Raw genomic sequence first — 20,364 nt, 5'->3', positions numbered from 1 at the left:
ATGACCGCATACGACGTTGCAAGCGATCGCCCGCGGCAAAGACGGAGCTGGGTCTTGCCGGCCCCACCGGCGCGGCGGATCCGTCTGGAGGGGCTCTTGCCCTATGCCGTGCCGATCGTCCTGGTTCTGGTGTGGCAGTTATTTTCGTCGCTCGGCTGGATTTCGACGCGGATCATGCCGGCACCGACGGATGTGGCAGCCGCCTTCGTCGAGCAATTGCTCTCCGGCGCGCTGCTTCATAACGTGGCAGTTTCGGGCGCGCGCGCCCTGGCCGGACTTATCGTCGGCGGAACGATCGGTCTGCTGCTTGGCATTGCGAACGGCGTCTCCAAGCTTTCCGAGCAATTGACGGACACCTCGCTGCAGATGCTCAGGACCATTCCGCATCTGGCCATGATCCCGCTGGTAATCCTCTGGTTCGGGATCGGCGAGGAATCGAAGCTGTTCCTCACGTCTTTGGGCGTGCTTTTTCCAATCTATCTCAACACCTTTCACGGCGTCAGGAACGTCGACCGCGAGCTGATCGAGATGGGCCGGATCTACGGAATGAGCGGCTGGACACTGTTCAGGAAGGTCATCCTGCCCGGCGCCCTGCCTTCGATATTCGTCGGACTGCGTTATGCGCTCGGCATCATGTGGCTGACGCTCATCGTCTCGGAGTCGATCGCCGCATCATCCGGGATCGGCCACATGGCGAACCAGGCGCGAGAATTCATGATGACGGACGTGGTGGTTCTGTCACTGCTCATCTACGCGGCGCTTGGCAAGCTCGCCGACGTGATTGCGAGGGCCCTGGAGCGTAATGCCCTGTCCTGGAACCCGGTCTATCAGAAATAGGAGGCCAGCATGAGCGGCTATGTCAGCAGGTTCGAGGGGCGCCAAGGCACTGTCGAACCCTTGGGAGAACAGGGGCGAACGGTCTCCGCCGCAGCGACCGAAGCGGTCTCGATCGAGCTGCGGCGGGTCGAGCAATCCTTCGGTCAAAACCGGGTCCTTCGTGGCATCGACCTTGACGTCCTGGCCGGGCAGTTCCTGGCGATCGTCGGCAAGAGCGGCTGCGGCAAAAGTACCTTGTTGCGCCTGCTCGTCGGGCTGGACCGCCCGACCGCCGGCTCGCTTCGCTTCGCCGACCGATCGGGAAACACGGTGGAGGCCAATGCGCGCATCGTCTTCCAGGAGCCTCGGCTGCTTCCCTGGGCGAGGGTGGTCGACAATGTGGCGGCTGGCCTCGGCCAGGATATCGACAAGGATACGGCGCGCGTGAAAGCGCTAATGGCGCTGGACGACGTACAATTGACCGACAAGGCGGATCAATGGCCGGCGCGGCTCTCCGGCGGCCAGCGGCAACGGGTGGCGCTCGCTCGCTCGCTCGTCAGCCGCCCCGGTCTGCTGGTTTTCGACGAACCGCTCGGTGCGCTCGACGCATTGACGCGCATCACGATGCAGGAACTCGTCAGCCGGGTCTGGCGGGAGTTGGGATTCACGGCGGTCCTGGTGACCCATGATGTCAGCGAGGCGGTGCATCTGGCCGACCGGGTGATTGTCCTCGACGGCGGCAAGGTGGCGCTCGATCTCGAAAATCCGACGGAGCATCCGCGGCGCCATGGCGATCCGGGTCTCGCCGTGTTCGAGCGCCGCCTGCTGGATGCCATCCTCGGCTGACGACGCCCGGGCCTTGCCCGCTACAGCGATCGGATCGTGATCGTCCGCGTCGTGGCGAAGCGCATCGCCAAGATTTTCTGGACGATCCTTTCCGCCTGGGCGGCGATCTCCGGCACCCCTGTGAGTTCGCCGAAGGCGCCGCGCGCCAGCGGTCCGGCGATGAACAGATCCTCCACCGGGTAGCCGTCCCGCGCCACGGCCCGGCTGTCTTGATCGCATGCGATGCCGAGACCGCGCGGGTCCTTCCTCAGGAGGCCGGAGCCTTTCAGATCGGCAAGACAGCTTTGGCGACCGATCACGTTGCCGTGGTCGGGTCCGGTCGCCGCGATGATCCATTTTGCAGCGTGGCGCACCACAATCCCATGTGGCTTCGTCGCAATATCGACGGCGATTTCAGCGTGGCCCGGGCGGACCGCGACGATCCGACCCGCACGGCTTCGCAGGCGTCCCGCCGCTCTTTCGCGCTCGACAAGTTCGGCGATCTGCGGCGACATGCGAAAGCGATGCGCTTCGAAGCGTCGGCGAAGGTGGCGCAGGATGCGGCGCTGTTCGACGAGCGGCAATGCCTGCCAGATGGTTTGGCCCTGGTGACGCAAGGCGTCGAAGACGCTCTGCCAGGGCAGGCCGGCTTCGGTCACCTCTTCAAGGGCGAAGCGCACCCGCTCGAGAAGCGAAAGGGCGGTGTTCGGGAGACCGATAAGGAAGTCGCCATGCGGCGCGAAATCGCCGGATGCCTGTGGCTGCGGCAGCTGTCCCGTTCGTGAAAGGAGCGTCACCTCCGAGCGATGGCCTTGCGCGTGCAAGGCACCCACGGCGTCGAGCGCCGTCAGGCCGGCACCGACGACGAGGACCTTATCGTCCTGTCTTATCGGCCGGAGGGCGCCGGACCGCAAAGGGTCCGGTATGAAGCGAGCGTCGCAGCCAAGATGGTAGGAAAGCACGTCCGGCGGCGTCGGCGGCGGATGGCCGGTCGCGATCACGACGATATCGGCCTGCACCGCTGCGCCGCCATTTCCCTCGATCTGCCAGCGGCCGTGCCGGCGGCAGATTCGCTCAGCGCGCTCGCGGACATGCCTGACGCTTCCCCTGTCGAGGAAGGGCTGGATCTGCTCGGCCATGAACGCTGCGAAATCGGCCCGGCGCGCATAGATCCCGCCATCTGCCACGGCATCGGGGTCCAGATCGAAACGCCCGGAGCCCGACAGCCAATGGACGAAGGCTTGCGGGTCGCCGGGCACGGCGCGCATACGGTGAGCCGCGACGTTTAGGCGGAGCGAGGGATCATCGGTATCATAGGCTAAGCCGGCGCCGAGGCCGGCGCGGGGCTCGAAGACGATGATGTCGTCAGGCCCGTATTGACCATTCACGGCAAGAAGGCGGGCAAGGCTTGCTCCGGTGAAGCCTCCGCCGATGATTGCTACTCTGCTGGTGGTCGGAGCCGGCGCGATGTCCTTCGGCAATGGCAGCGTTATTCTCAGCATTCCGATCTCCCTTCGGTTGGAGCGGCGGCCTTGAAGTGCCTCGCACGAGAGGATAGTTATATTTTCTATAAAATATATAGACTAAAGAACCGGATGTCTACCGGGGGCGCGCCGTCGCTGTTACCAATCGGGAAATCGTGGATCTGCCGAATAGAGGAGCGGAAAAATGTCGGTTCAGCCTTCAGTACGAGCCTTCGAGATCGAGGAGAACGCCAGCCGGTCCACGAATCGGCCGGCCGATGCCGACAGTCTGAAGGCGGCATTGCGCGCCTTGGGCGGCGGCGTCAGCATCATAACCGCGGGAGAAGGGGAGGCGCGGACCGGGGCGACCGTCACCTCGGCCACCGCCCTCTCGGTCGAGCCGCCGCGTATGCTCGTCTCCCTCAATCGTGCGTCATCGACGTGGCCGGTCGTCGAGCGGTTCGGTCATTTCTGCGTCAACATCGTCGGCGAACAGCACGAGTTCCTCGCCAACCAGTTCGCCGGCCGTGGCGGGCTCAAGGGGCCGGACCGCTACCGTGGCGGCGAATGGACCCGCCTTGCCAGCGGCGCGCCGGTGCTTCAGGATGCGGTGGCGGCGATCGACTGCGAGGTGGAAGAGGCAATCGAAAGGCACAGCCACGCAATCGTGCTCGGCCGTGTGGTCGGCATCCGTATTGGCGGGGGTGAAACCCTAATCTATCGGGAGGGCCGGTACTTTGCACTGTCCCGATAGGGCATTCGTCGAGCGATGTGGCCGAGCACTTGTAATGCACAGTTTACATCGAAATTATTGACGAACGAGCAGAATGCGGCGACACTGCGCGCCGACCCATGAAGGGCTCAACGGGAGGAACGCCGAAATGCCGCTCGGTATTGTGAACTTCTCTTTCGACCTGTTCGCACCTTGGCGCGAGCAGTTTCGTATCCGCTCCGAAAGCGCACCGAGGAAAGCTGCCGACGAGACAAGGACCGACACGGTCGACCGCAGCGACGAGGAGCAGGAGCGCCGCCAGGCCCTGTTCTGGGGACTGTTCCCGGTTCTCTGAGGCGGAATGGCGAGCAATGTATGCGGCCTCTGTGCAGATCGCAGTCCGGCCAATGGAATGGAGCCTCGCCGCGAGCCATCATCCTACGATGCCGCGCCTAATGTCGGACGCGCCGCCTTTGCGATCGACCCGCCGGTTCCAGCTGAGCCCGCATCAGTAAGGATGCACGAGATGGGGTCCATTACACATCTGCATGAGCGTCTTCGGCCGGTGCCGCTTCGCATAGCGTCCGACGAGGAGGTATTGACGGCGGCCGGCGAGCTCGTGGCGCTTGGCGCCGAGGCTCCCGCCATTGTCCTGGCGGACGCGCTGGTGCGCTCCGGCCTGCTCGCGATCTCCATCCCCTCCGATTTCGACGGTGCGGACGTTTCGAACGGGCTGATAGCCGACGCCGTGTCGAAGATCGCCGAAGTGCAACCCGCTGCGGCCGGTGCCCTCGTTCATCATTATCGCGCCCTAGAATTGGTTCGTAACGCCGGCAGCGAAGAGCAGCGGCGCAGCATCTATTCGCATGTGGCGTCCGGTGAGAGGCTGTCGGCCGCAGCCCCGAGCGATCAGGGCACGCCACGCTACGTGCCCGATGGCATCGGCTTCAAGTTGACCGATGCGCTCGAGGCCGCCTGTCTCGGCGAACCGGATTGGTTCGCCGTCCTGGCACTGAACGACGCCGAGGCGTCGAGCCTGTTGCTCGTCCAGCGTGGCCGCACGGAAACCCGTGTCGTGCACACCGGCGAGCCGGCACTTTATCGGCTCGGCGAGGCGCATGTGCCGGCCGACGCGGTGCTTGCCCTCAATCGCGATGCGCTTCTGCTTGCCCGATCGCTCGGAACGATCCTGCAGGCCGCGGTCGTCCTTGGCGAGAAGCGCCGGCAACTGGCCGGCAATCTGAACATGTGGCGCGACGGCCGGCCTTCCAGCGACCGGCCCTGGGACGAACGGATCGGGCGGTTCCAAGTTGAGATCGAGACCTTAGCGGCGTTGATCGACCGAGCTTCGACCGCCCTCGACCTCGCGCAGGTGAACTCCACGCCCACCGCAGTCGCGGCCGTGGGTAGGCTAGCGACGACGATCGAAATCGCCTTTCCGTTGGAAGTCACGCGCGGCACCGGGCACCTGCTTGCGGAGCTCGGGCGCATGCTGTTCACCTGAGTGAACGCGGGATCACTCGCCGGCGATGAGCGCTTCCTCGACCGTCTTCGTCCGGTCCTTTGAGACGAACTGCGCAAGCGTCATGTTGTCGAGGATGGTGGCGATTGCGTCGCGAACCTCCGTCATCGACAGGCGAACCTGACAGCCGACCGGATCGTTGCAATCGTCGCAGGCCTCGAAGGCCGTTCGGCTCGCACAGCGGATCGGGGCAAGCGGACCGTCAAGCGCGCGGATGACCTGGCCGATCATGATCTCCGTGGCGGGCTTCGACAGCGAATAGCCGCCGTTGGGGCCCTTCTTCGAGCGCAGGATGCCGGTGTTGCGCAGTTCCAGGAGGATGGTGTCGAGGAACTTCTTCGGAATATTGTTGCGCGTCGCAATCTCCGTCACGAACGCGGTTTCTCCAGGACCAAGGCGCGCCAGATCAACAAGCGCCTTCAATCCGTACTTGCCTTTTTTCGTAAGCATCGTGGCACTCGGATGGTGTCGATCGCGCACGCGCCGGGTGGCGCGCGGGCACGTCCATTATTTCTCACTAAGTAAATAGTTTTTGGTGAATTAATCTGCAAGCCAGTTTCACTGAAACTGCTACTCCCCGGCGATGAATTTTAGGTCACTCCCGTAAGAATCCTTGATTTGACCTGTGTCGCAGGCGGCGTGTGCAAAAAAAGCGGATATTGCGCCCTCATTTGCTCGCCTCGACTGTCAGGGCCCTGTGCCGAAGAAGGCGAGGCGGGTGAACAGGACGTAGTTCGACTCCGACGCCATCAGCGCCACGAAGACCAGGACCAAGAGCGGCGGCAGCAGGATGGCATAGGTGAGCGCGAGCCGCTCCCAGGCCATGTGCATGAACACCGCCACGATCAATCCGGCCTTCAGCATCATGAAGATCAGGATCAGCGACCAGCGGAGATAGCCCTGCAGGCCGAAATAATCGACCAGGTAGGAAAAGGCGCTGAGCACGAAGAGCAGGCCCCAGACCAGCAGGTAGAGCTTGATCGGGTGCTGCTGCTGTTCCGTATGTGCCGTATGTTGCGCGGCTTGAGCCTCTGCATGCGCCATGGTGCCCTCCTCACCAGAGATAGAAGAACGCGAAGATGAAGACCCAGACGAGGTCGACGAAGTGCCAGTAGAGGCCGGTGATCTCGACGATCTCGTAGCGGCCCTTGCGGCTGGTGAAGAAGCCGGGCCGCTCCGTGTCGAAATCGCCGCGCCAGACCTTGCGGGCGACGATCAGCAGGAAGATCACGCCGAAGGTGACATGGGTGCCGTGGAAGCCGGTGATCATGAAGAAGGAGGAGCCGAACTGCGCCGCTCCCCAGGGGTTGCCCCAGGGCCGCACGCCTTCGGCGATCAGTTTCGACCACTCGAATGCCTGCATGCCGACGAAAGTGGCGCCGAACAGGGCGGTCACCAGCATGAGAATTGCGGTCTTCCTGCGGTCGCGGCGATAACCGCAATTGACCGCCATCGCCATGGTGCCGCTCGAGGAGATCAGCACGAAGGTCATGATCGCGATCAGGATCAGCGGCATATGCGTTCCGCCGATCTCCAGCGCGAAGACTTCGCTCGGGTTCGGCCAGGGGACGGTGGTGGACATGCGCGCCGCCATATAGGCGAGCAGGAAGCAGCCGAAGACGAAGGTGTCGCTGAGGAGGAAGATCCACATCATGGCCTTCCCCCAGGAGACGTTCTTGAACGTCCGCTGGTCCGAGGCCCAGTCCGACGCCAGCCCGGCCAGGCCGGCCGGGCGGGGAAGCGTTTCTGCGGCGGGGGTCTTGATCGGGGCAGACATTGTCAGCGGTTCCTATGTCAGGAGTTGGCGGCAGAAATCGACGACGTCGCTGGCCCAGCCGGAAAAGAGGCCGAAGAGCACCAGCCAGACGAACAGCATGAAATGCCAGTAGATGGCGCAGAGCTCGACTGTCAGGCGTATTCTGCGGTCGAGCGCTCCGCCCCAGGCGCGGACAGTGAGCCGGCCGAGCGCGGCAAGTCCGCCGACGATGTGCAGGCCGTGCATGCCGGTCAGCAGGTAGAAGAAGCTGTTGGCGGGATTTCCGGCCAGGAAATAGCCGGCAGCCGTCAGTTCGCGCCAGGCGAATAGCTGTCCGACGAGGAAAGCGAGGCCGGCGGCCAGCGCTGCAAGCAGGGCGGTTCTGGTCGCCTCGTCGTGGCGCTTCTGGGCCTCGACCTTTGCCCGGTGCAGCGTGATGCTGCCGGCGGCCAGAATGCCGGTATTGACCCAGAGCAGAGCGGGCAGGGGAAGGGAGCCCCAGTCGGACGAGGCCATCCGCATGAAATAGGCGCTGATGGCGAGCGAGAACAGCGCGCCGACGACACCGAGGAAGACGCCGAGCCCGATCTTTGCCGCTGGCAGCGGCGCGCCGCTCCGGCGGTCGTAGACGTGGCCGACTTCGAGCCAGGGGCGCGAAGCGAGCCGTTGCCGGGCAAGCCACCAGACGATGACGGCGGCGACCAGCGTGAGGAAGATGACAGCGACGCTCATGAAGCCGCCTCATGACCGACGCGGCTCGGCGTCGGCTGGTTCTGCGGGATGAAATCCTCCGGTGCCCCCGGAACGCTGTAATCGTAAGCCCAGCGATAGACGACCGGCAGCTGATGACCCCAATTGCCGTGCGGCGGCGGCGTCTCCGGCGTCTGCCACTCGAGCGTTGTCGCCCGCCACGGATTGCCGCCGGCTTCGCGGCCGTGGCGCAGGCTCCAGACGAGATTGAACAGGAAGACGATCTGGGCGGCGCCGACGATCAGCGCCATGACGCTGATGAAGGCGTTGAGGCTGTGGACCGAGTCCTGCACGAAAGCCATTTCGCCTAGGTCGTAGTAGCGGCGCGGCACGCCGACGAGGCCGACATAGTGCATCGGGAAAAAGATCAAATACGCGCCGATGAAGGTGACCCAGAAGTGGATCTGGCCAAGCGCTTCATTGAGCATGCGGCCGGTGATCTTCGGATACCAATGATAGATCGCACCGAAGATGACCATGATCGGCGCCACGCCCATCACCATGTGGAAATGCGCGACGACGAACATCGTGTCGGAGAGCGGCACGTCGACGACGACATTGCCGAGGAAGAGGCCCGTCAGCCCGCCATTGACGAAGGTGACGATGAAGGCCAGCGAAAACAGCATCGGCAAGGTCAGGTGGATATTGCCGCGCCAGAGGGTCAGTACCCAATTGTACACCTTGATCGCCGTCGGCACGGCGATGATCAGCGTCGTGGTGGCGAAGAAGAAGCCGAAATAGGGATTCATCCCGCTCACATACATGTGGTGCGCCCAGACGATGAAGGAGAGGCCGCCGATGATGACGATCGCCCAGACCATCATCCGGTAGCCGAAGATGTTCTTGCGCGCGTGGGTGCTGATCAGATCGGAAACGATGCCGAAGGCGGGGAGCGCGACGATGTAGACCTCCGGGTGCCCGAAGAACCAGAAGAGATGCTGGAACAGGATCGGGCTGCCGCCGCCATGCTGCAGCTGCTCGCCCATTTCGACGATCGCCGGCATGAAGAAGCTGGTGCCGAGCAGCCGGTCGAACAGCATCATCACGCAGGCGACGAATAGCGCGGGAAAGGCAAGCAGCGCCATCACCGTCGCCGTGAAGATGCCCCAGACGGTCAGCGGCAGGCGCATCAGCGTCATGCCGCGGGCGCGGCCCTGGAGTACCGTTACGACATAGTTGAGGCCGCCCATGGTGAAGCCGATGATGAAGATGATCAGCGACGCGAGCATCAGGATGATGCCCCAATCCTTGCCGCCCGGCGTGCCGGAAAGCACGGCCTGCGGCGGATAGAGCGTCCAGCCGGCGCCCGTCGGTCCGCCGGGTGCGAAGAAACTCGCGACCAGCACAAGCACGGCGAGCAAATAGATCCAATAGCTCAGCATGTTGGCGTAGGGGAACACCATGTCGCGGGCGCCGACCATCAGCGGAATGAGATAATTTCCGAAGCCGCCGAGGAAGAGCGCGGTCAAGAGGTAGATCACCATGATCATGCCGTGCATGGTGATGAACTGGTAATAGGCATCGGCATCGATAAAGTCGAACGTGCCGGGAAAGCCGAGCTGCAGGCGCATAAGCCAGGACAGCACCAGCGCCACCATGCCGATGGCGATCGCGGTCGTCGCATATTGGATGGCGATGATCTTCGCATCCTGGCTGAAGACGTAGCGCGTCCACCAGCTGTGCGGATGGTAGAGCTCAACATCCTCGACTTCGGGAGGCGGAAGCGCCTCGCCAATACCGGACCGGACATCGACCATCATAATCCTCCCAGGTCGCTACGCCACGGCGCCTCCTACTGCGCCGCTGCGGCGGCAACCGTTGCCGCCGGGCTAGTTTCGGACGATGCGGATAGTTGCGAAAAACTCTGCTGCTCGGCGAGCCAGGTCCTATAGTCTTCCTCGGTATCGACCACGACGGTGCCGCGCATCTGCGGATGGCCGACGCCGCAGAGCTCGGCGCAGAGGATTTCGAAGGTGCCGGTGCGCGTCGGGGTGAACCAGAAATAGGTCACCATGCCCGGCACCATGTCCATTTTGGCGCGGAATTCCGGTACGTAGAAATCGTGCAGCACATCGACGGAGCGGAGCAGCACCTTCACCGGCTTGCCGACGGGAAGGTGAAGCTCGCCGCCCTCGATGATCAGGTCGTCGAGGCTGGCGGCGTCGTTCCGGTTGAGGCCGAGCGTGTTTTCCGGGGTGATGTCGCGGGTTTCGCTGGTGCCGAGCCGCCCGTCCGCGCCGGGAAGCCGGAAGCTCCAGAGCCATTGCGCTCCGATCACCTCCACTTCCGAAGCACCCTGCGGGACGGTGATGTACTGGTTCCAGACGAACAGGCCGGGCGCCAGCATCGCCGCGACGCCCAGCGTCGTGCTCGTCGCCAGCCAGCCTTCGAGCTTCCTGTTCTCGGGCTCATAGGCGGCGGTGTTGCCGGGACGATGGCGGAAGCGCAGAACGCAATAGGCCATGAACAGGACCACGGCGGTAAAGGCAATGCCGGTGATCCAGAAGGTGATGATGATGGTATTGTCTATGTAATTCCAGTTGGAGGCGATCGGCGTCCACCACCAAGGACTGAGCAAATGGAACAACACTGATCCGGCGGCCAACACAACCAGAATCACTACCACCGCCATTTTCTGTCCCTCCCCGCCGCGATTGGCCGTGAGACGAATACGCAATCCGCGGCGTTCCGATCAGAATTATTGCACGAACGGATAATACTGGCAAATCCTCGGTAAGGCGGAGAATTCTGCCTACCCGGGAGATGCTCCTATTTGGGGTGTTGCTTGAGATAGGCGATCACATTGGCGATCTCATCGTCCTTCTTGAGGCCGGGGAAGACCATCTTGGTGCCTTTGACCTTGGCTTTGGGATCTCGGAGATACTCATTCAGCGCCGCCTCGTCCCAGACGAGCCCGTTCTTGCCCGCATCGACCATGGCTTTCGAATATTTGAAGTTCGCATGAGTTCCGGCGGTTCGGCCGATGACGCCCATGAGCGATGGCCCGACCCTATTCTGATCCTTGTCCACGACGTGGCAGGCGGAGCATTTCTTGAAGACGGTGGCGCCGGCCTCGGCGTCGCCCTCCTGCGCCTGTCCGGCGGTCGGACAGAGAAGGAGTGCCGAAAAAGACAGGGCAACAACTGCAATTCGCATGATACTTCCCCATTTTCGCCCGGCGCGGGCAAAGAAGAGTATCGTCAATCGTGGCTTTGGACGGTGCTTGCTCTCTAAGAATGCGCGCCGGAGCGGTTGATACTTGCGACAAAAAGAAGCTAGTCCACACCGGGGAGAAGTCAATTGCTCCTTCGGGATAGAGACGGATAGGGCGCCCGTCAGACGCGGGTCCCCTCGCTGTCGAAGAAGTGCAGGCTATGCGCCGGGAAGTGGACGGGGATGGTGCCGGAGGCGGTCAGGAAGGAGCGATCGTTGGTGAAGACCTTAAAGCCCGCCCGCCCAAGCGAGAGGTGCAGGATGATGCCGAAGCCGGTCGGCTCGACGAGGTCGACGGCGGCGAGCAGCGTCTCCGGTCCATGGCCGGCAAGCACGATGTGCTCCGGGCGGATGCCGAGCGTCGCCCTGGCGTTGTTCGCAAGCGGGGGAGATGCGTCGAGGGGAATTCCGATGTCTCCGGCGATTTCGAACAGCGGCCCGTCGGCAGCGCGACAGGTGCCCTCGAAAAAGTTCATGCCGGGCGATCCGATGAAGCCGGCAACGAAGAGATTGGCGGGACGGTCGTAGAGGTCCAGCGGACTGCCGACCTGCTGGACGACGCCGGCATTCATGGCGACGATCCGGTCGGCGAGCGTCATCGCCTCGATCTGGTCATGCGTCACGTAGATCGAGGTGGCGCCGAGATCCTTGTGCAGCTTCTTGATTTCGGCGCGCATCTGCTCGCGCAGCCGTGCGTCGAGATTGGAGAGCGGCTCGTCGAAGAGGAAGGCCTTCGGCTGGCGCACGATGGCGCGGCCCATGGCGACGCGCTGGCGCTGACCGCCGGAAAGCGCTTTCGGCCGACGCTCCAGCAGCGGCTCGAGGCCAAGCTTGGCGGCGGCACCGGTCACCACGGTTGCGATCCTCTCCTTCGGCGTCTTGCGAAGCCTCAGGCTGTAACTCATGTTCCGGGCGACCGACATGTGCGGATAGAGCGCGTAGGACTGAAACACCATGGCAATGTCGCGGTCCTTTGGTGCGAGCTCGTTCACCCGCTTGCCGGCGATGCGGATCTCGCCGCCGGTGACGCTTTCAAGCCCGGCGATCATCCGCAGCAAGGTCGACTTGCCGCAGCCGGACGGGCCGACGAGGACGACGAATTCGCCGTCGCGGATCTTGAGGTCGACGTCGTGCAGCACCGGGTGGACGCCGTAGGATTTCTGGATATTGGCGATGTCGATGGAAGCCATGAGCAATCCTCAGCCTTTGACCGCGCCGGCCGTGAGGCCCTGGACGAGATAGCGTTGAATGAGCAGGAAGAAGAGGCAGGCCGGGATCAGCGCAAGCACGCCGGCAGCCATCATCTGGCCGAAATCGACCGAGAATTTCGAGACGAAGGAGAGGAGCCCGACCGGGAAGGTCGCCTGATCGTTGCCGGAGATCAGCATGAGCGAGAAGAGCAGTTCGCTCCAGGCGGCGGTGAAGACGAAGCCTAGCGTTGCGGCGATGCCGGGCAAGGTCAGCGGCAGGATGATCTGGCGGAAGGCGACGAATTGCGTGGCGCCGTCGATCATCGCCGCCTCTTCCAGATCCTTCGGAATGCCGTCGAAGAAGGACTGCATCAGGAAGGTGGCGAAGGGCACGTTGAAGGCGCTGTAGACGATGACGAGGCCCGTCAGGCTGTTGGTGAGCCCGAGCGGCGAGAGGATCTTGAAGATCGGCGCGACGAGCATGACCAGTGGGAACATCTGCGTCAAAAGCATCAGCGTCACCAGCCAGTATTTGCCGCGGAAGCGGAAACGCGACAGCGCATAGCCGGAAAGCGAGGCAAGGATCGTCACGACGACCGCCGTCGAGCCGGAGACGATCAGGCTGTTGCGAAAGAAAACCGGAAAGGCGCTGTGCCGCAGCACGAAGTCGAAGTGCTCGAGGCTGGCGCGCGACGGCCAGAGGCGGATGCCTTCGGAATAGAGCAGGTCGTTGGGCGTCACCGCGACCTTCAGCAGCCAGAAGAGTGGAAAGAGGGCAAAGGCAATATAGGTCAGGATCGCAAGGCGGTGCGCGACGGTGAGGAGGGCTGACTTGACGCGCATCGGTTCAATCCTTGCTCAGGAGCCATTGCCGCAGGATGACGATCAGCAGCGAATAGGCCAGCAGCAGCGCCAGGAGCACCAGCGCGATCGCCGAGGCGTAGCCGAAATCGAGCCGCTTGAAGGCCTGGGTGAAGATGTAGCTGGCGACGATCTGGGTCCGGTCGGCCGGACCGCCATTGGTCATGACGATGATCAAGTCGGCGAAGTTCGAGATCCAGACGGTGCGCAACAGAATGGTGATTGCGATCGTCGGCGCGAGGAAAGGCAGGGTGATCGACAGGAAGCGCTGAAAGGCGCCGGCGCCGTCTATGCTCGCCGCTTCGTAGAGGTCGCGCGGGATCGCCTGCAGGGCGGCAAGCAGGGTAATTGCGAAGAAGGGAATGCCCCACCAGATATTGGCGACGATCGGTCCCCACATGGCAAGCTGCGGATCCGACAAGATGTTCGCCGGCTGGCTCATGATCCCGAGCGCATAGAGCCAGTGCGGCAGCGGCCCGACGACCGGGTTGAAGAGCCAGGCCCAGTTGAGGCCGGCAAGGAAGCTCGGCACCGCCCAGGGCAGGAAGACGAGCGCCTGGGCGATGGCGCGGCCGCGAAACGGTTTGTCGAGCAGCAGCGCCAGAATCAATCCAAAGGCAAACTGAAGAAGAACGGATGCACCGGTCCACCAGAGCGTGTTGCGCAGCGAGCGGAAAAAGGCCTGGTCTTGAGAGAGCGCCCGAAAATGATCGAGTCCAATGAAGGCGCCGGAGAAGGGATTGAGGAGCTGCACGTCGCGGAACGCATAGGAGACGCCGAGCACCAGCGGCACCAGCATCACCGTGACGATCAGGATCAGCGCCGGCGCACTGTAAAGATAGGGCGCCGATGCGTCCGCGATGCGCTTCATCAGCGGCCGGCGGCTTGCGGACTGGCGCTGTTGGCGTGCGGCATAATCCATCGATCGGAGTTCCTCCTGGCCGCCCCGCGGGCGGGCGCAGTCCATGTTGATGAAGGGCGGCAGGCGACCCTGTCGCCCTTCATGTCGGATCACTTCTTGTTGGCCAGATATTTCTGCTGTGCCTTGGTCAGGTAGTCCGCCCATTGATTGGCGAGCTCTTCCGGCGTGATGTCGCCGAGGAGCGCTTCCTGGCTCGTCTTGATGGCGAGTGAATCCTTGAAGAAGGCGAATTCCTCGAGGTAGGTCGGCATGACGGTCAGCACGACGTCTTTGTCGGCCAGTTCGTCGAACCAGCCCTTGAACTGCGGGCCCGAATAGAAGGGGTCCTTCTCTGCGGACTTGTGGACCGGCAGCGCGCCGGTGCGCTTGTTCCACTCGATGTTGCCTTCCGGCCCTTCGAGCGTCTCGATCAGCTTCCAGGAGAGGTCCTTGTTCTGGCTTGCCGAAAGCATCGACCAGCCGGCGAAGCCGATCGTCGTGAAGGCCTTGCCGCTCGGGCCCTTGGGCATGGTGGTGACGCCGAAATCCTCCGGCTTCATGCGCTGGGCGATGGCGATCAGCGCGTCCGGATCCTGGTCGAGGAAGGCGCAGGTGCCGCTATAGAAGCCGGCGACGATTTCGTTGAAGCCCCAGTTGACGCTGTCCTTCGGCGCCAGACCCTTTTTGTAGAGGTCGATCACCCAGGTGAGGCCCTTGATCCAGCCTTCGCTGTTCATCGTCGAGGTGCCGTCCTCCTTGAAGAAGGTGTTGTCGCCGGCCATGGTGGCGCCGAACATCACCCAACCATTGAGGCCGCCCGGGCCGCCGCGCAGGCAGTAGCCGGATTTGCCGGGCAGCTTGGAGATCGCTTCCGACGCCTTGACGAAGTCGTCCATGGTCTTCGGCGGCTCGGCAACGCCGGCTTCCGAGAGCAGTTTCTTGTTGTAGAACATCGCCCGGAGATAGAAGCCGTAGGGCAGCATATAGGCGGTATCGTTGACGTCGCGGCCGAGTTCTAGGGCGCGCTCGGTGAGGCCTGGCGTGTGCTCCCACTTGGCGAGGTAGGGTTCGAGGCTCTCCAGCATGCCGTTATTGGCGTAGAGCGACAGCCAGGTGTCCGGCATTTCCATGACGTCCGGGATTTCGCCCGCCGAGACCATCGTGGCGAATTTCTGGAAGGCTTCGCCCCAGGGCAGCGAGATGATCTCGACAGTGGTGCCGGGATTCGCCGCCTCGAATTTGGCGACGATCGACTTCAGCGTTTCGGTGCGCTCGGGGCTGGTGATGACCTCGACGAGCTTCAGCTTGGTATCAGCAAGCGCGCTGCCGGCCATCAGCGTGGCGAGCAGGGTGACTGTGATCAGTTTCCTCATTTTTGTTCCCTTTGTTCTTGGCGTTGATCGATTTTTTTGGGGCGGGATGCGGAGAGCCGCCTTCCCGCTGGTCGTCAGCCTGGTGAAGCGGCGCCGAGCGCCGCTTCGAGATCGCTCCAGAGGGCCTCCGTTCCCTCCAGGCCGACATGGAGCCGTACCGACCGCGGAGAAATGCCGAAGGCGGCCGCGGAATTGGGTTGCGCTTTCTGCGCCAGGACGACCTCGCCCGGGACGATGAGGCTTTCGTGGCCACCCCAGGATACGCCGAGCTTGAACAGTTCGAGATGATCGGCGAAGCGGCGGATGTCGACGCCCTCGCGGAAGATGAAGGAGAACAGGCCGGAGGTACCCGAAAGACCCGGCGGCAGGTGATTGCCGAGCCCGGGGTGGCAGACGGTCTCGACCAGCGGATGCTCGAGCAGGCGGCGCGCAAGGGCAAGCGCCGAGCGCTCATGCGCCTTCATCCGGATCGGCAGGGTACGCAGGCCGCGGATTAGCAGCCAGGCATCGAAGGGCGAGAGCTTGCCGCCGAGGTAGGGATAGGCTTCGGAGCGGATGCGGCCGACGAGTTCCCTGGAGCCGGCGAGGACACCGGCGACGACATCGCTGTGGCCGCTCAAATATTTCGAGGCCGAGTGGATGACGAGATCGACGCCGAGCGAAATCGGCTGCTGGAACACCGGGCTCGCCCAGCTATTGTCGATGACGGTGACGATCCCTTGCGCCCTGGCAAGTGCGGCCAGGCCCGCCACGTCATGGGTATCCATCACCCAGCTCGTCGGGCTTTCCATGTAGAAGAGCTTGGCGCCGGGAAGTGCCTTGGCAACCGCTTCCTCATCGCGCCCGTCGACATAGGTGACCTCGATGCGCATGCGCTTCAGATGCGTGCCGAACAGCCGGAAGGCATCGGGATAGAGATGCTTGACCGCGACGATGCGGTCGCCCGGCTCGACGAAGGACAGAACCGTGGAGGAGATCGCCGACATGCCGCTGGCAAAGCCGATCGCATCCTCGGCACCCTCGAGCTTCGCCAGCATCTCCTCGAACAGCCTGACGGTCGGATTGAGGCCGCGGGTGTAGATCGGCCGGACGCGTTCGCCTCGGTACGAGGCGATCATCTCGTCATAGTCCTTGAAGGTGAAGAGGGAGGTCTGGACGATCGGCGGAACGACTGCGTCGAAGGCATGGGCCTCGTCATGGGCGGCAATCAGCGAGGCTCTGTCGAACGGGTTGAGGCCGTCATTCATTTGGACATTTCCTTGATGTCTTCCTCGACGATCGCGAGAATTTTCAGTGTCTCTTCCCGGGCGGCGTTCGGGTTCTGCGAGGCGATCGCGTCGAAGAGCGTCCGGTGATACGGAAACGACCGACGCGCGAAGTCCGGCCGGTCGAAGGGCTTTTCCCAGAAGCGCTCGAAGGCCTCGCGCATCTGCTCAAGCAATTGCCGGAAGAGCGGGTTGTGGGTCGCGTCGTAGATCGCCAGATGGAAGGCGAGGTCCTCGGGGCCGGACGTGCCCTTGGCAAGGTGAACGCGCTCCATCGCGTCGAGCTTCGTTTCGATGTTGATGAGGTCGGCCTCGGTGCGGCGCCGCGCAGCGACCATGCCGGCCTCGACCTCGATGCCGCGGCGAACTTCCAGCGTCTGCAGCAGCGCATCGCGAAGGTGCGCGGTGTCGAGGGTCAGCGGCATGTGGATGGTGGCGCCGGAAATGGCGCGCAACAGATAGGTGCCGCTGCCCTTGCGCGCCTCGACGACGCCGAGCGCCTGAAAATGGCTGATGACCTCGCGGATGGTGGAGCGCCCGACGGCGAGCGCCGCCATCAATTCGCGTTCGGCCGGAAGGCGATCGCCGGGCTTCAAGCCGGAGCGCTGGACATAGTCGGCGAGCGCGGAGATCACCTGCTGCACCCGATCGACCGGGGGCAGGGGCAGAAGCATCGCTTTCTCCGGCTCGGGCATGCACTCGCTCTCAAATTGGTCTGACATCTGAGCAATATGACAGCCGTTGCGCCGCATGGTCAAGGGGCAAGATTTGCGATATGGCTCCTACCGACAAAGACCTGCGGCAGAGGGGAATCCTCGGGGTGAGCGTCACAAAGTCCTATGCCGGCGACGGCGGCTATCCGGCGAGCTACTACGCTGCCACCCGCAACATCATCCGCACGCCGGTCAAGCTGCAGGGGCGGGTCGAAACCGATATCTGCGTCGTCGGCGCCGGTTACACAGGTCTGGCGACGGCCATTCATCTCGCCGAGAAGGGCAACAAGGTTACAGTGGTGGAGGGCGCCCAGGTGGGCTGGGGCGCTTCCGGGCGCAATGGCGGCCAGATCGTCAATGGCCTCAACGTTAGCCTCTCGACGATCCGGAGTCGCTTCGGAGAGGACGCGGCGCGCTTCATCGGCGGCCTCGTCCAGGAAGGCGGGCGGATCATCCGCCGGCTCGTCAGCCGATACCGGATCGACTGCGACCTGAAATCCGGCAACATCTACGCCGCCTATACCGGCGCGCATATGAAGGAGCTCGAGGCCAAGCAGGCGCTCTGGCGCAAATATGGCATGGACGACCACTTGCTTCTCGACCGGGAGGCGCTGCGCAAGCTCGTCGATTCCGAGGCCTATTGCGGCGGCATGCTCGATATCAGCGGCGGCCATATGCATCCGCTCAATCTGGTGCTCGGAGAGGCCCGCGCCTTCGAGAGCCTCGGCGGCACCATCTACGAGATGTCTCCAGTGGCACGCGTCGACCATAAGCGGGCGCGGCCGACCGTCCATACCAGGGAAGGTGAAGTCTCAGCCCGCCTTGTGGTGCTCTGCGGCAATGCTTATCTCGGCGAGGCGGTGCCCGAGCTCGTCTCGCGCGTCATGCCCGTCTCGACGCAGATGATCACCACGGCACCGCTCGGCGAGGAACTCGCGGACGCGCTGATCCCGAGCGACATGTGCGTCGAGGATGTGCGCTACATCCTCGACTATTTCCGGCTGTCGGCCGACAAGCGGATGATCTTCGGTGGCGGCACCGTCTATGGCGGAACCGATCCAGCCGATGTGGTGGCGAAGCTCCGGCCCAATCTTGAAAAGGTCTTTCCGCGCCTGAAGGGCGTGAAGATCGACTATGCCTGGAGCGGCAATTTCGCGCTGTCCTTCACGCGCATGCCGCAGATGGGCCGCATCGGCGCCAACACATATTTCGCCCACGGCTATAGCGGTCACGGGGTGACAGGCTCGCATCTCTTCGGCCGGACGCTCGCCGAGGCGATCGACGGCGACCAGACGCGCTTCGACATGTTCGAGAAACTGCCCTGGTATCCCTTTCCTGGCGGGCGGCTGTTCCGCGCGCAGTATTCGACGATCGGCTCCTGGTGGTATTCCTTCAAGGACGCCGTCGGCTGGTAGGCTTGCGGCTGCCGGCTTCTCGCCGAAATCGATACCGCTCGCTGCAACGATGCGCTAGTATTCCGGCTCGCGGGCGGGTCGCCCGCCGGCTTGACGCGGACATCAAGGGAACTTCAGGGAAGAGCTTCGAACGGGTTGCAAACCCGGGCTGCCACCGGCGTTTTGGCGTGCGGGAGCAAGTGTCGGTAAATCACCGTGCGGAGGTCGAACATGTTCATCCGCTTCGGTTATGAGATTGGCATCGATTGTCCGCAACCCCACGCCGATGATGACGTTTCTGTCCGTCGCCAAGGAACGGCGCAATGCAGTCGTGACGGAGCGCGGGCCGGTCGCGTCACCGCTCATCCCGATGGAAGAAATCACCGACCGCATCACAGTATCTGTTTGCGCATGGTTCTCTCTCAGGGTGAAACCCGGCTCGGCTACGACGCGGTGATCAGCGACGACGGGCGGCTCGACGCGTCGGATCCGCTGGCGGAGGCGGTGCCCGTCGAAAAGCTGCCTCCCTCTCTGCTACCCCACCTTTGCGCCAGCCGCTATTGCGAGACCGATCGGCTGAGCGCGCTTGCCTGGCGGCTCTTCGGCAGCATTCCGGCAGGCTGGCAACGGGTGCAGGCGATCTCAGACTATGTGCATGATCGGCTGATCTTCAGCTACGGCTATGCGCAGGCGATGCGTACGGCGCTCGAAGCGCACGAGGACCGGCTTGGGGTCAGCCGCGACTATGCCCATCTCGCCGTCGCTCTCTGCCGCTGCATGAACATGCCGGCCCGCTACGTTCACGGCTATATGGCCGACATTGGCGCTCCAAACAGCCCGGCGCCGATGGATTTCAACGCCTGGTTCGAGGTGTTCCTCGGCGACCGATGGTACACGTTCGACGCCAAGAACAATGGCGGGCGGGCCGGCCGCATTCCTGTCGCCCGCGGCCGGGATGCGGCAGACATTCCGCTGATCCAGACCTTCGGCAAGCATCGGCTGACGCACTTCACCGTCTGGACGTCGGTGGAGCCCGACGGCCGGCTCAGCCGCTCGCACAGTTCCGCCGACGTTTCGCTGCTGACCCCGTGGTTCAGCGAGACCTGGTCGCGCCACCTTCAGGAGCGCGAAGGCAACAACAGCCACTGAAGTCGGGAAACGGATTTTTCATCCCCCCGCACGTTCCGGGGAAAATAATATCTATAAACCCAATGGAGAATATAGGAGAACATAGCTACAGTCGAAGGTCAGCAGCGGAGAGAAAAATGAACCCGACAAAGGCGATGACCCACTCCCGCTACGCGTTTCATGTGGCGCAGCCGACTAGGCGCCTGCCGGCCAACCTCGTTCCCCACACGATCGCCATCGTCGCAGCGTTCAGCTTCGTCTCGGCCCTCATCATCGGCGCCATCTGACGGTTCCCACCACAGCACTCTTCAGGACGCGTCGCGAACGCCGCGCTTGACGCTCGACACCGCGGCCGCGCCATCGTACCCCTTGCGGGCCACGCCGCCTGCGTCGTAGCGTGACTTGGCACGCGGGACTGCACTCGCGGCGGCAAACCAATCATCCACGCTCAAAGCCGTCGCAAATGCGCGGAAGTCGCTTGC

General features: G+C 63.3%; 22 protein-coding genes. 8 read left to right on the top strand and 14 right to left on the bottom strand.

The features are described 5' to 3' along the window. Both SS05631_RS12575 and SS05631_RS12570 read left to right on the top strand, forming a co-directional pair. Positions 1 to 837 (top strand): ABC transporter permease subunit, encoded by an 837-nt coding sequence (locus SS05631_RS12575; protein ID WP_037414476.1) that lies wholly within the window; start codon positions 1 to 3, stop codon positions 835 to 837. A 9-nt stretch (positions 838 to 846) separates the two neighbouring features. Then, entirely contained in the window at positions 847 to 1,662 is an 816-nt protein-coding gene (locus SS05631_RS12570) for an ATP-binding cassette domain-containing protein (protein WP_037414477.1), read from the top strand. A gap of 20 nt (positions 1,663 to 1,682) precedes the next feature. On the opposite strand, the gene SS05631_RS12565 is transcribed toward SS05631_RS12570, so the two are convergent. Beyond that, positions 1,683 to 3,143 (bottom strand): FAD/NAD(P)-binding protein, encoded by a 1,461-nt coding sequence (locus tag SS05631_RS12565; protein WP_037414478.1) that lies wholly within the window; start codon positions 3,141 to 3,143, stop codon positions 1,683 to 1,685. 166 nt (positions 3,144 to 3,309) lie between these two features. Here SS05631_RS12565 and SS05631_RS12560 point away from each other — a divergent pair, with 166 nt between their 5' ends. From SS05631_RS12560 to SS05631_RS12550, 3 genes are all read left to right on the top strand, one after another. Beyond that, positions 3,310 to 3,858, top strand: a complete 549-nt coding sequence (locus SS05631_RS12560; protein WP_083853871.1) for a flavin reductase family protein — start codon at positions 3,310 to 3,312, stop codon at positions 3,856 to 3,858. 127 nt (positions 3,859 to 3,985) lie between these two features. Continuing rightward, positions 3,986 to 4,171 carry a hypothetical protein gene (locus tag SS05631_RS12555; RefSeq protein WP_037414480.1) on the top strand — a complete coding sequence of 62 codons (186 nt, stop codon included), beginning with the start codon at positions 3,986 to 3,988 and terminating at the stop codon, positions 4,169 to 4,171. A 171-nt stretch (positions 4,172 to 4,342) separates the two neighbouring features. Beyond that, positions 4,343 to 5,320 carry an acyl-CoA dehydrogenase family protein gene (locus SS05631_RS12550; protein WP_037414481.1) on the top strand — a complete coding sequence of 326 codons (978 nt, stop codon included), beginning with the start codon at positions 4,343 to 4,345 and terminating at the stop codon, positions 5,318 to 5,320. 12 nt (positions 5,321 to 5,332) lie between these two features. Here the strand turns inward: SS05631_RS12550 and SS05631_RS12545 are convergent, their stop codons facing one another. From SS05631_RS12545 to SS05631_RS12485, 13 genes are all read right to left on the bottom strand, one after another. Then, positions 5,333 to 5,788, bottom strand: a complete 456-nt coding sequence (locus tag SS05631_RS12545; RefSeq protein ID WP_037387763.1) for an Rrf2 family transcriptional regulator — start codon at positions 5,786 to 5,788, stop codon at positions 5,333 to 5,335. A 237-nt stretch (positions 5,789 to 6,025) separates the two neighbouring features. Beyond that, positions 6,026 to 6,382 carry a cytochrome C oxidase subunit IV family protein gene (locus SS05631_RS12540; RefSeq protein WP_037414483.1) on the bottom strand — a complete coding sequence of 119 codons (357 nt, stop codon included), beginning with the start codon at positions 6,380 to 6,382 and terminating at the stop codon, positions 6,026 to 6,028. A gap of 10 nt (positions 6,383 to 6,392) precedes the next feature. Then, entirely contained in the window at positions 6,393 to 7,115 is a 723-nt protein-coding gene (locus tag SS05631_RS12535) for a heme-copper oxidase subunit III family protein (protein WP_037414485.1), read from the bottom strand. A gap of 12 nt (positions 7,116 to 7,127) precedes the next feature. Next, a complete protein-coding gene (locus SS05631_RS12530; RefSeq protein ID WP_037414486.1) occupies positions 7,128 to 7,826 on the bottom strand; it encodes a cytochrome c oxidase subunit 3 in 699 nt (232 codons plus the stop codon). Continuing rightward, positions 7,823 to 9,604, bottom strand: a complete 1,782-nt coding sequence (gene ctaD / locus SS05631_RS12525; protein ID WP_083853872.1) for a cytochrome c oxidase subunit I — start codon at positions 9,602 to 9,604, stop codon at positions 7,823 to 7,825. Before ctaD ends, SS05631_RS12530 begins: the two co-directional genes overlap by 4 nt. Before the next feature lie 32 nt (positions 9,605 to 9,636). After that, entirely contained in the window at positions 9,637 to 10,476 is an 840-nt protein-coding gene (locus SS05631_RS12520; RefSeq protein ID WP_037414488.1) for a cytochrome c oxidase subunit II, read from the bottom strand. Positions 10,477 to 10,613: 137 nt separating this feature from the next. Continuing rightward, positions 10,614 to 11,000 (bottom strand): cytochrome c family protein, encoded by a 387-nt coding sequence (locus SS05631_RS12515; protein ID WP_037414489.1) that lies wholly within the window; start codon positions 10,998 to 11,000, stop codon positions 10,614 to 10,616. 179 nt (positions 11,001 to 11,179) lie between these two features. After that, positions 11,180 to 12,247, bottom strand: coding sequence for a sn-glycerol-3-phosphate ABC transporter ATP-binding protein UgpC (gene ugpC / locus SS05631_RS12510; protein WP_037414490.1), 1,068 nt, complete (start codon positions 12,245 to 12,247; stop codon positions 11,180 to 11,182). A gap of 9 nt (positions 12,248 to 12,256) precedes the next feature. Then, entirely contained in the window at positions 12,257 to 13,090 is an 834-nt protein-coding gene (locus SS05631_RS12505; RefSeq protein ID WP_037414491.1) for a carbohydrate ABC transporter permease, read from the bottom strand. 4 nt (positions 13,091 to 13,094) lie between these two features. Beyond that, positions 13,095 to 14,030: a sugar ABC transporter permease gene (locus tag SS05631_RS12500; protein WP_037414493.1), complete on the bottom strand. Its 936-nt coding sequence runs from the start codon at positions 14,028 to 14,030 to the stop codon at positions 13,095 to 13,097. 89 nt (positions 14,031 to 14,119) lie between these two features. Further along, positions 14,120 to 15,382 carry a sugar ABC transporter substrate-binding protein gene (locus SS05631_RS12495; RefSeq protein ID WP_037414495.1) on the bottom strand — a complete coding sequence of 421 codons (1,263 nt, stop codon included), beginning with the start codon at positions 15,380 to 15,382 and terminating at the stop codon, positions 14,120 to 14,122. A 74-nt stretch (positions 15,383 to 15,456) separates the two neighbouring features. Next, the gene (locus SS05631_RS12490) at positions 15,457 to 16,629 is read right to left on the bottom strand and encodes a PLP-dependent transferase (protein ID WP_037414497.1); all 1,173 of its coding nucleotides are present in this window, start codon (positions 16,627 to 16,629) and stop codon (positions 15,457 to 15,459) included. Further along, positions 16,626 to 17,342, bottom strand: a complete 717-nt coding sequence (locus SS05631_RS12485; RefSeq protein ID WP_037414499.1) for a FadR/GntR family transcriptional regulator — start codon at positions 17,340 to 17,342, stop codon at positions 16,626 to 16,628. The genes SS05631_RS12490 and SS05631_RS12485 overlap by 4 nt, the downstream gene beginning before the upstream one ends. Before the next feature lie 125 nt (positions 17,343 to 17,467). On the opposite strand from SS05631_RS12485, the gene SS05631_RS12480 reads away from it, so the two are divergent. The 3 genes from SS05631_RS12480 to SS05631_RS12470 all read left to right on the top strand — a co-directional run bounded on the left by SS05631_RS12480 (position 17,468) and on the right by SS05631_RS12470 (position 20,169). Next, on the top strand, positions 17,468 to 18,775 hold the full coding sequence (locus SS05631_RS12480; protein WP_245369155.1) for an FAD-binding oxidoreductase: 1,308 nt from the start codon (positions 17,468 to 17,470) through the stop codon (positions 18,773 to 18,775). Between the two features lie 390 nt (positions 18,776 to 19,165). Further along, complete coding sequence (locus SS05631_RS12475; RefSeq protein ID WP_244412099.1) at positions 19,166 to 19,903, top strand: transglutaminase family protein; 738 nt, start codon at positions 19,166 to 19,168, stop codon at positions 19,901 to 19,903. A 116-nt stretch (positions 19,904 to 20,019) separates the two neighbouring features. Continuing rightward, positions 20,020 to 20,169: a hypothetical protein gene (locus SS05631_RS12470; protein WP_037414513.1), complete on the top strand. Its 150-nt coding sequence runs from the start codon at positions 20,020 to 20,022 to the stop codon at positions 20,167 to 20,169. Positions 20,170 to 20,364: the final 195 nt, after the last annotated feature.

It is taken from the genome of Sinorhizobium sp. CCBAU 05631, assembly GCF_002288505.1.
GTDB classification, from domain to species: domain Bacteria; phylum Pseudomonadota; class Alphaproteobacteria; order Rhizobiales; family Rhizobiaceae; genus Sinorhizobium; species Sinorhizobium fredii_C.
This window is presented reverse-complemented; position numbering and strand designations above follow the sequence as displayed.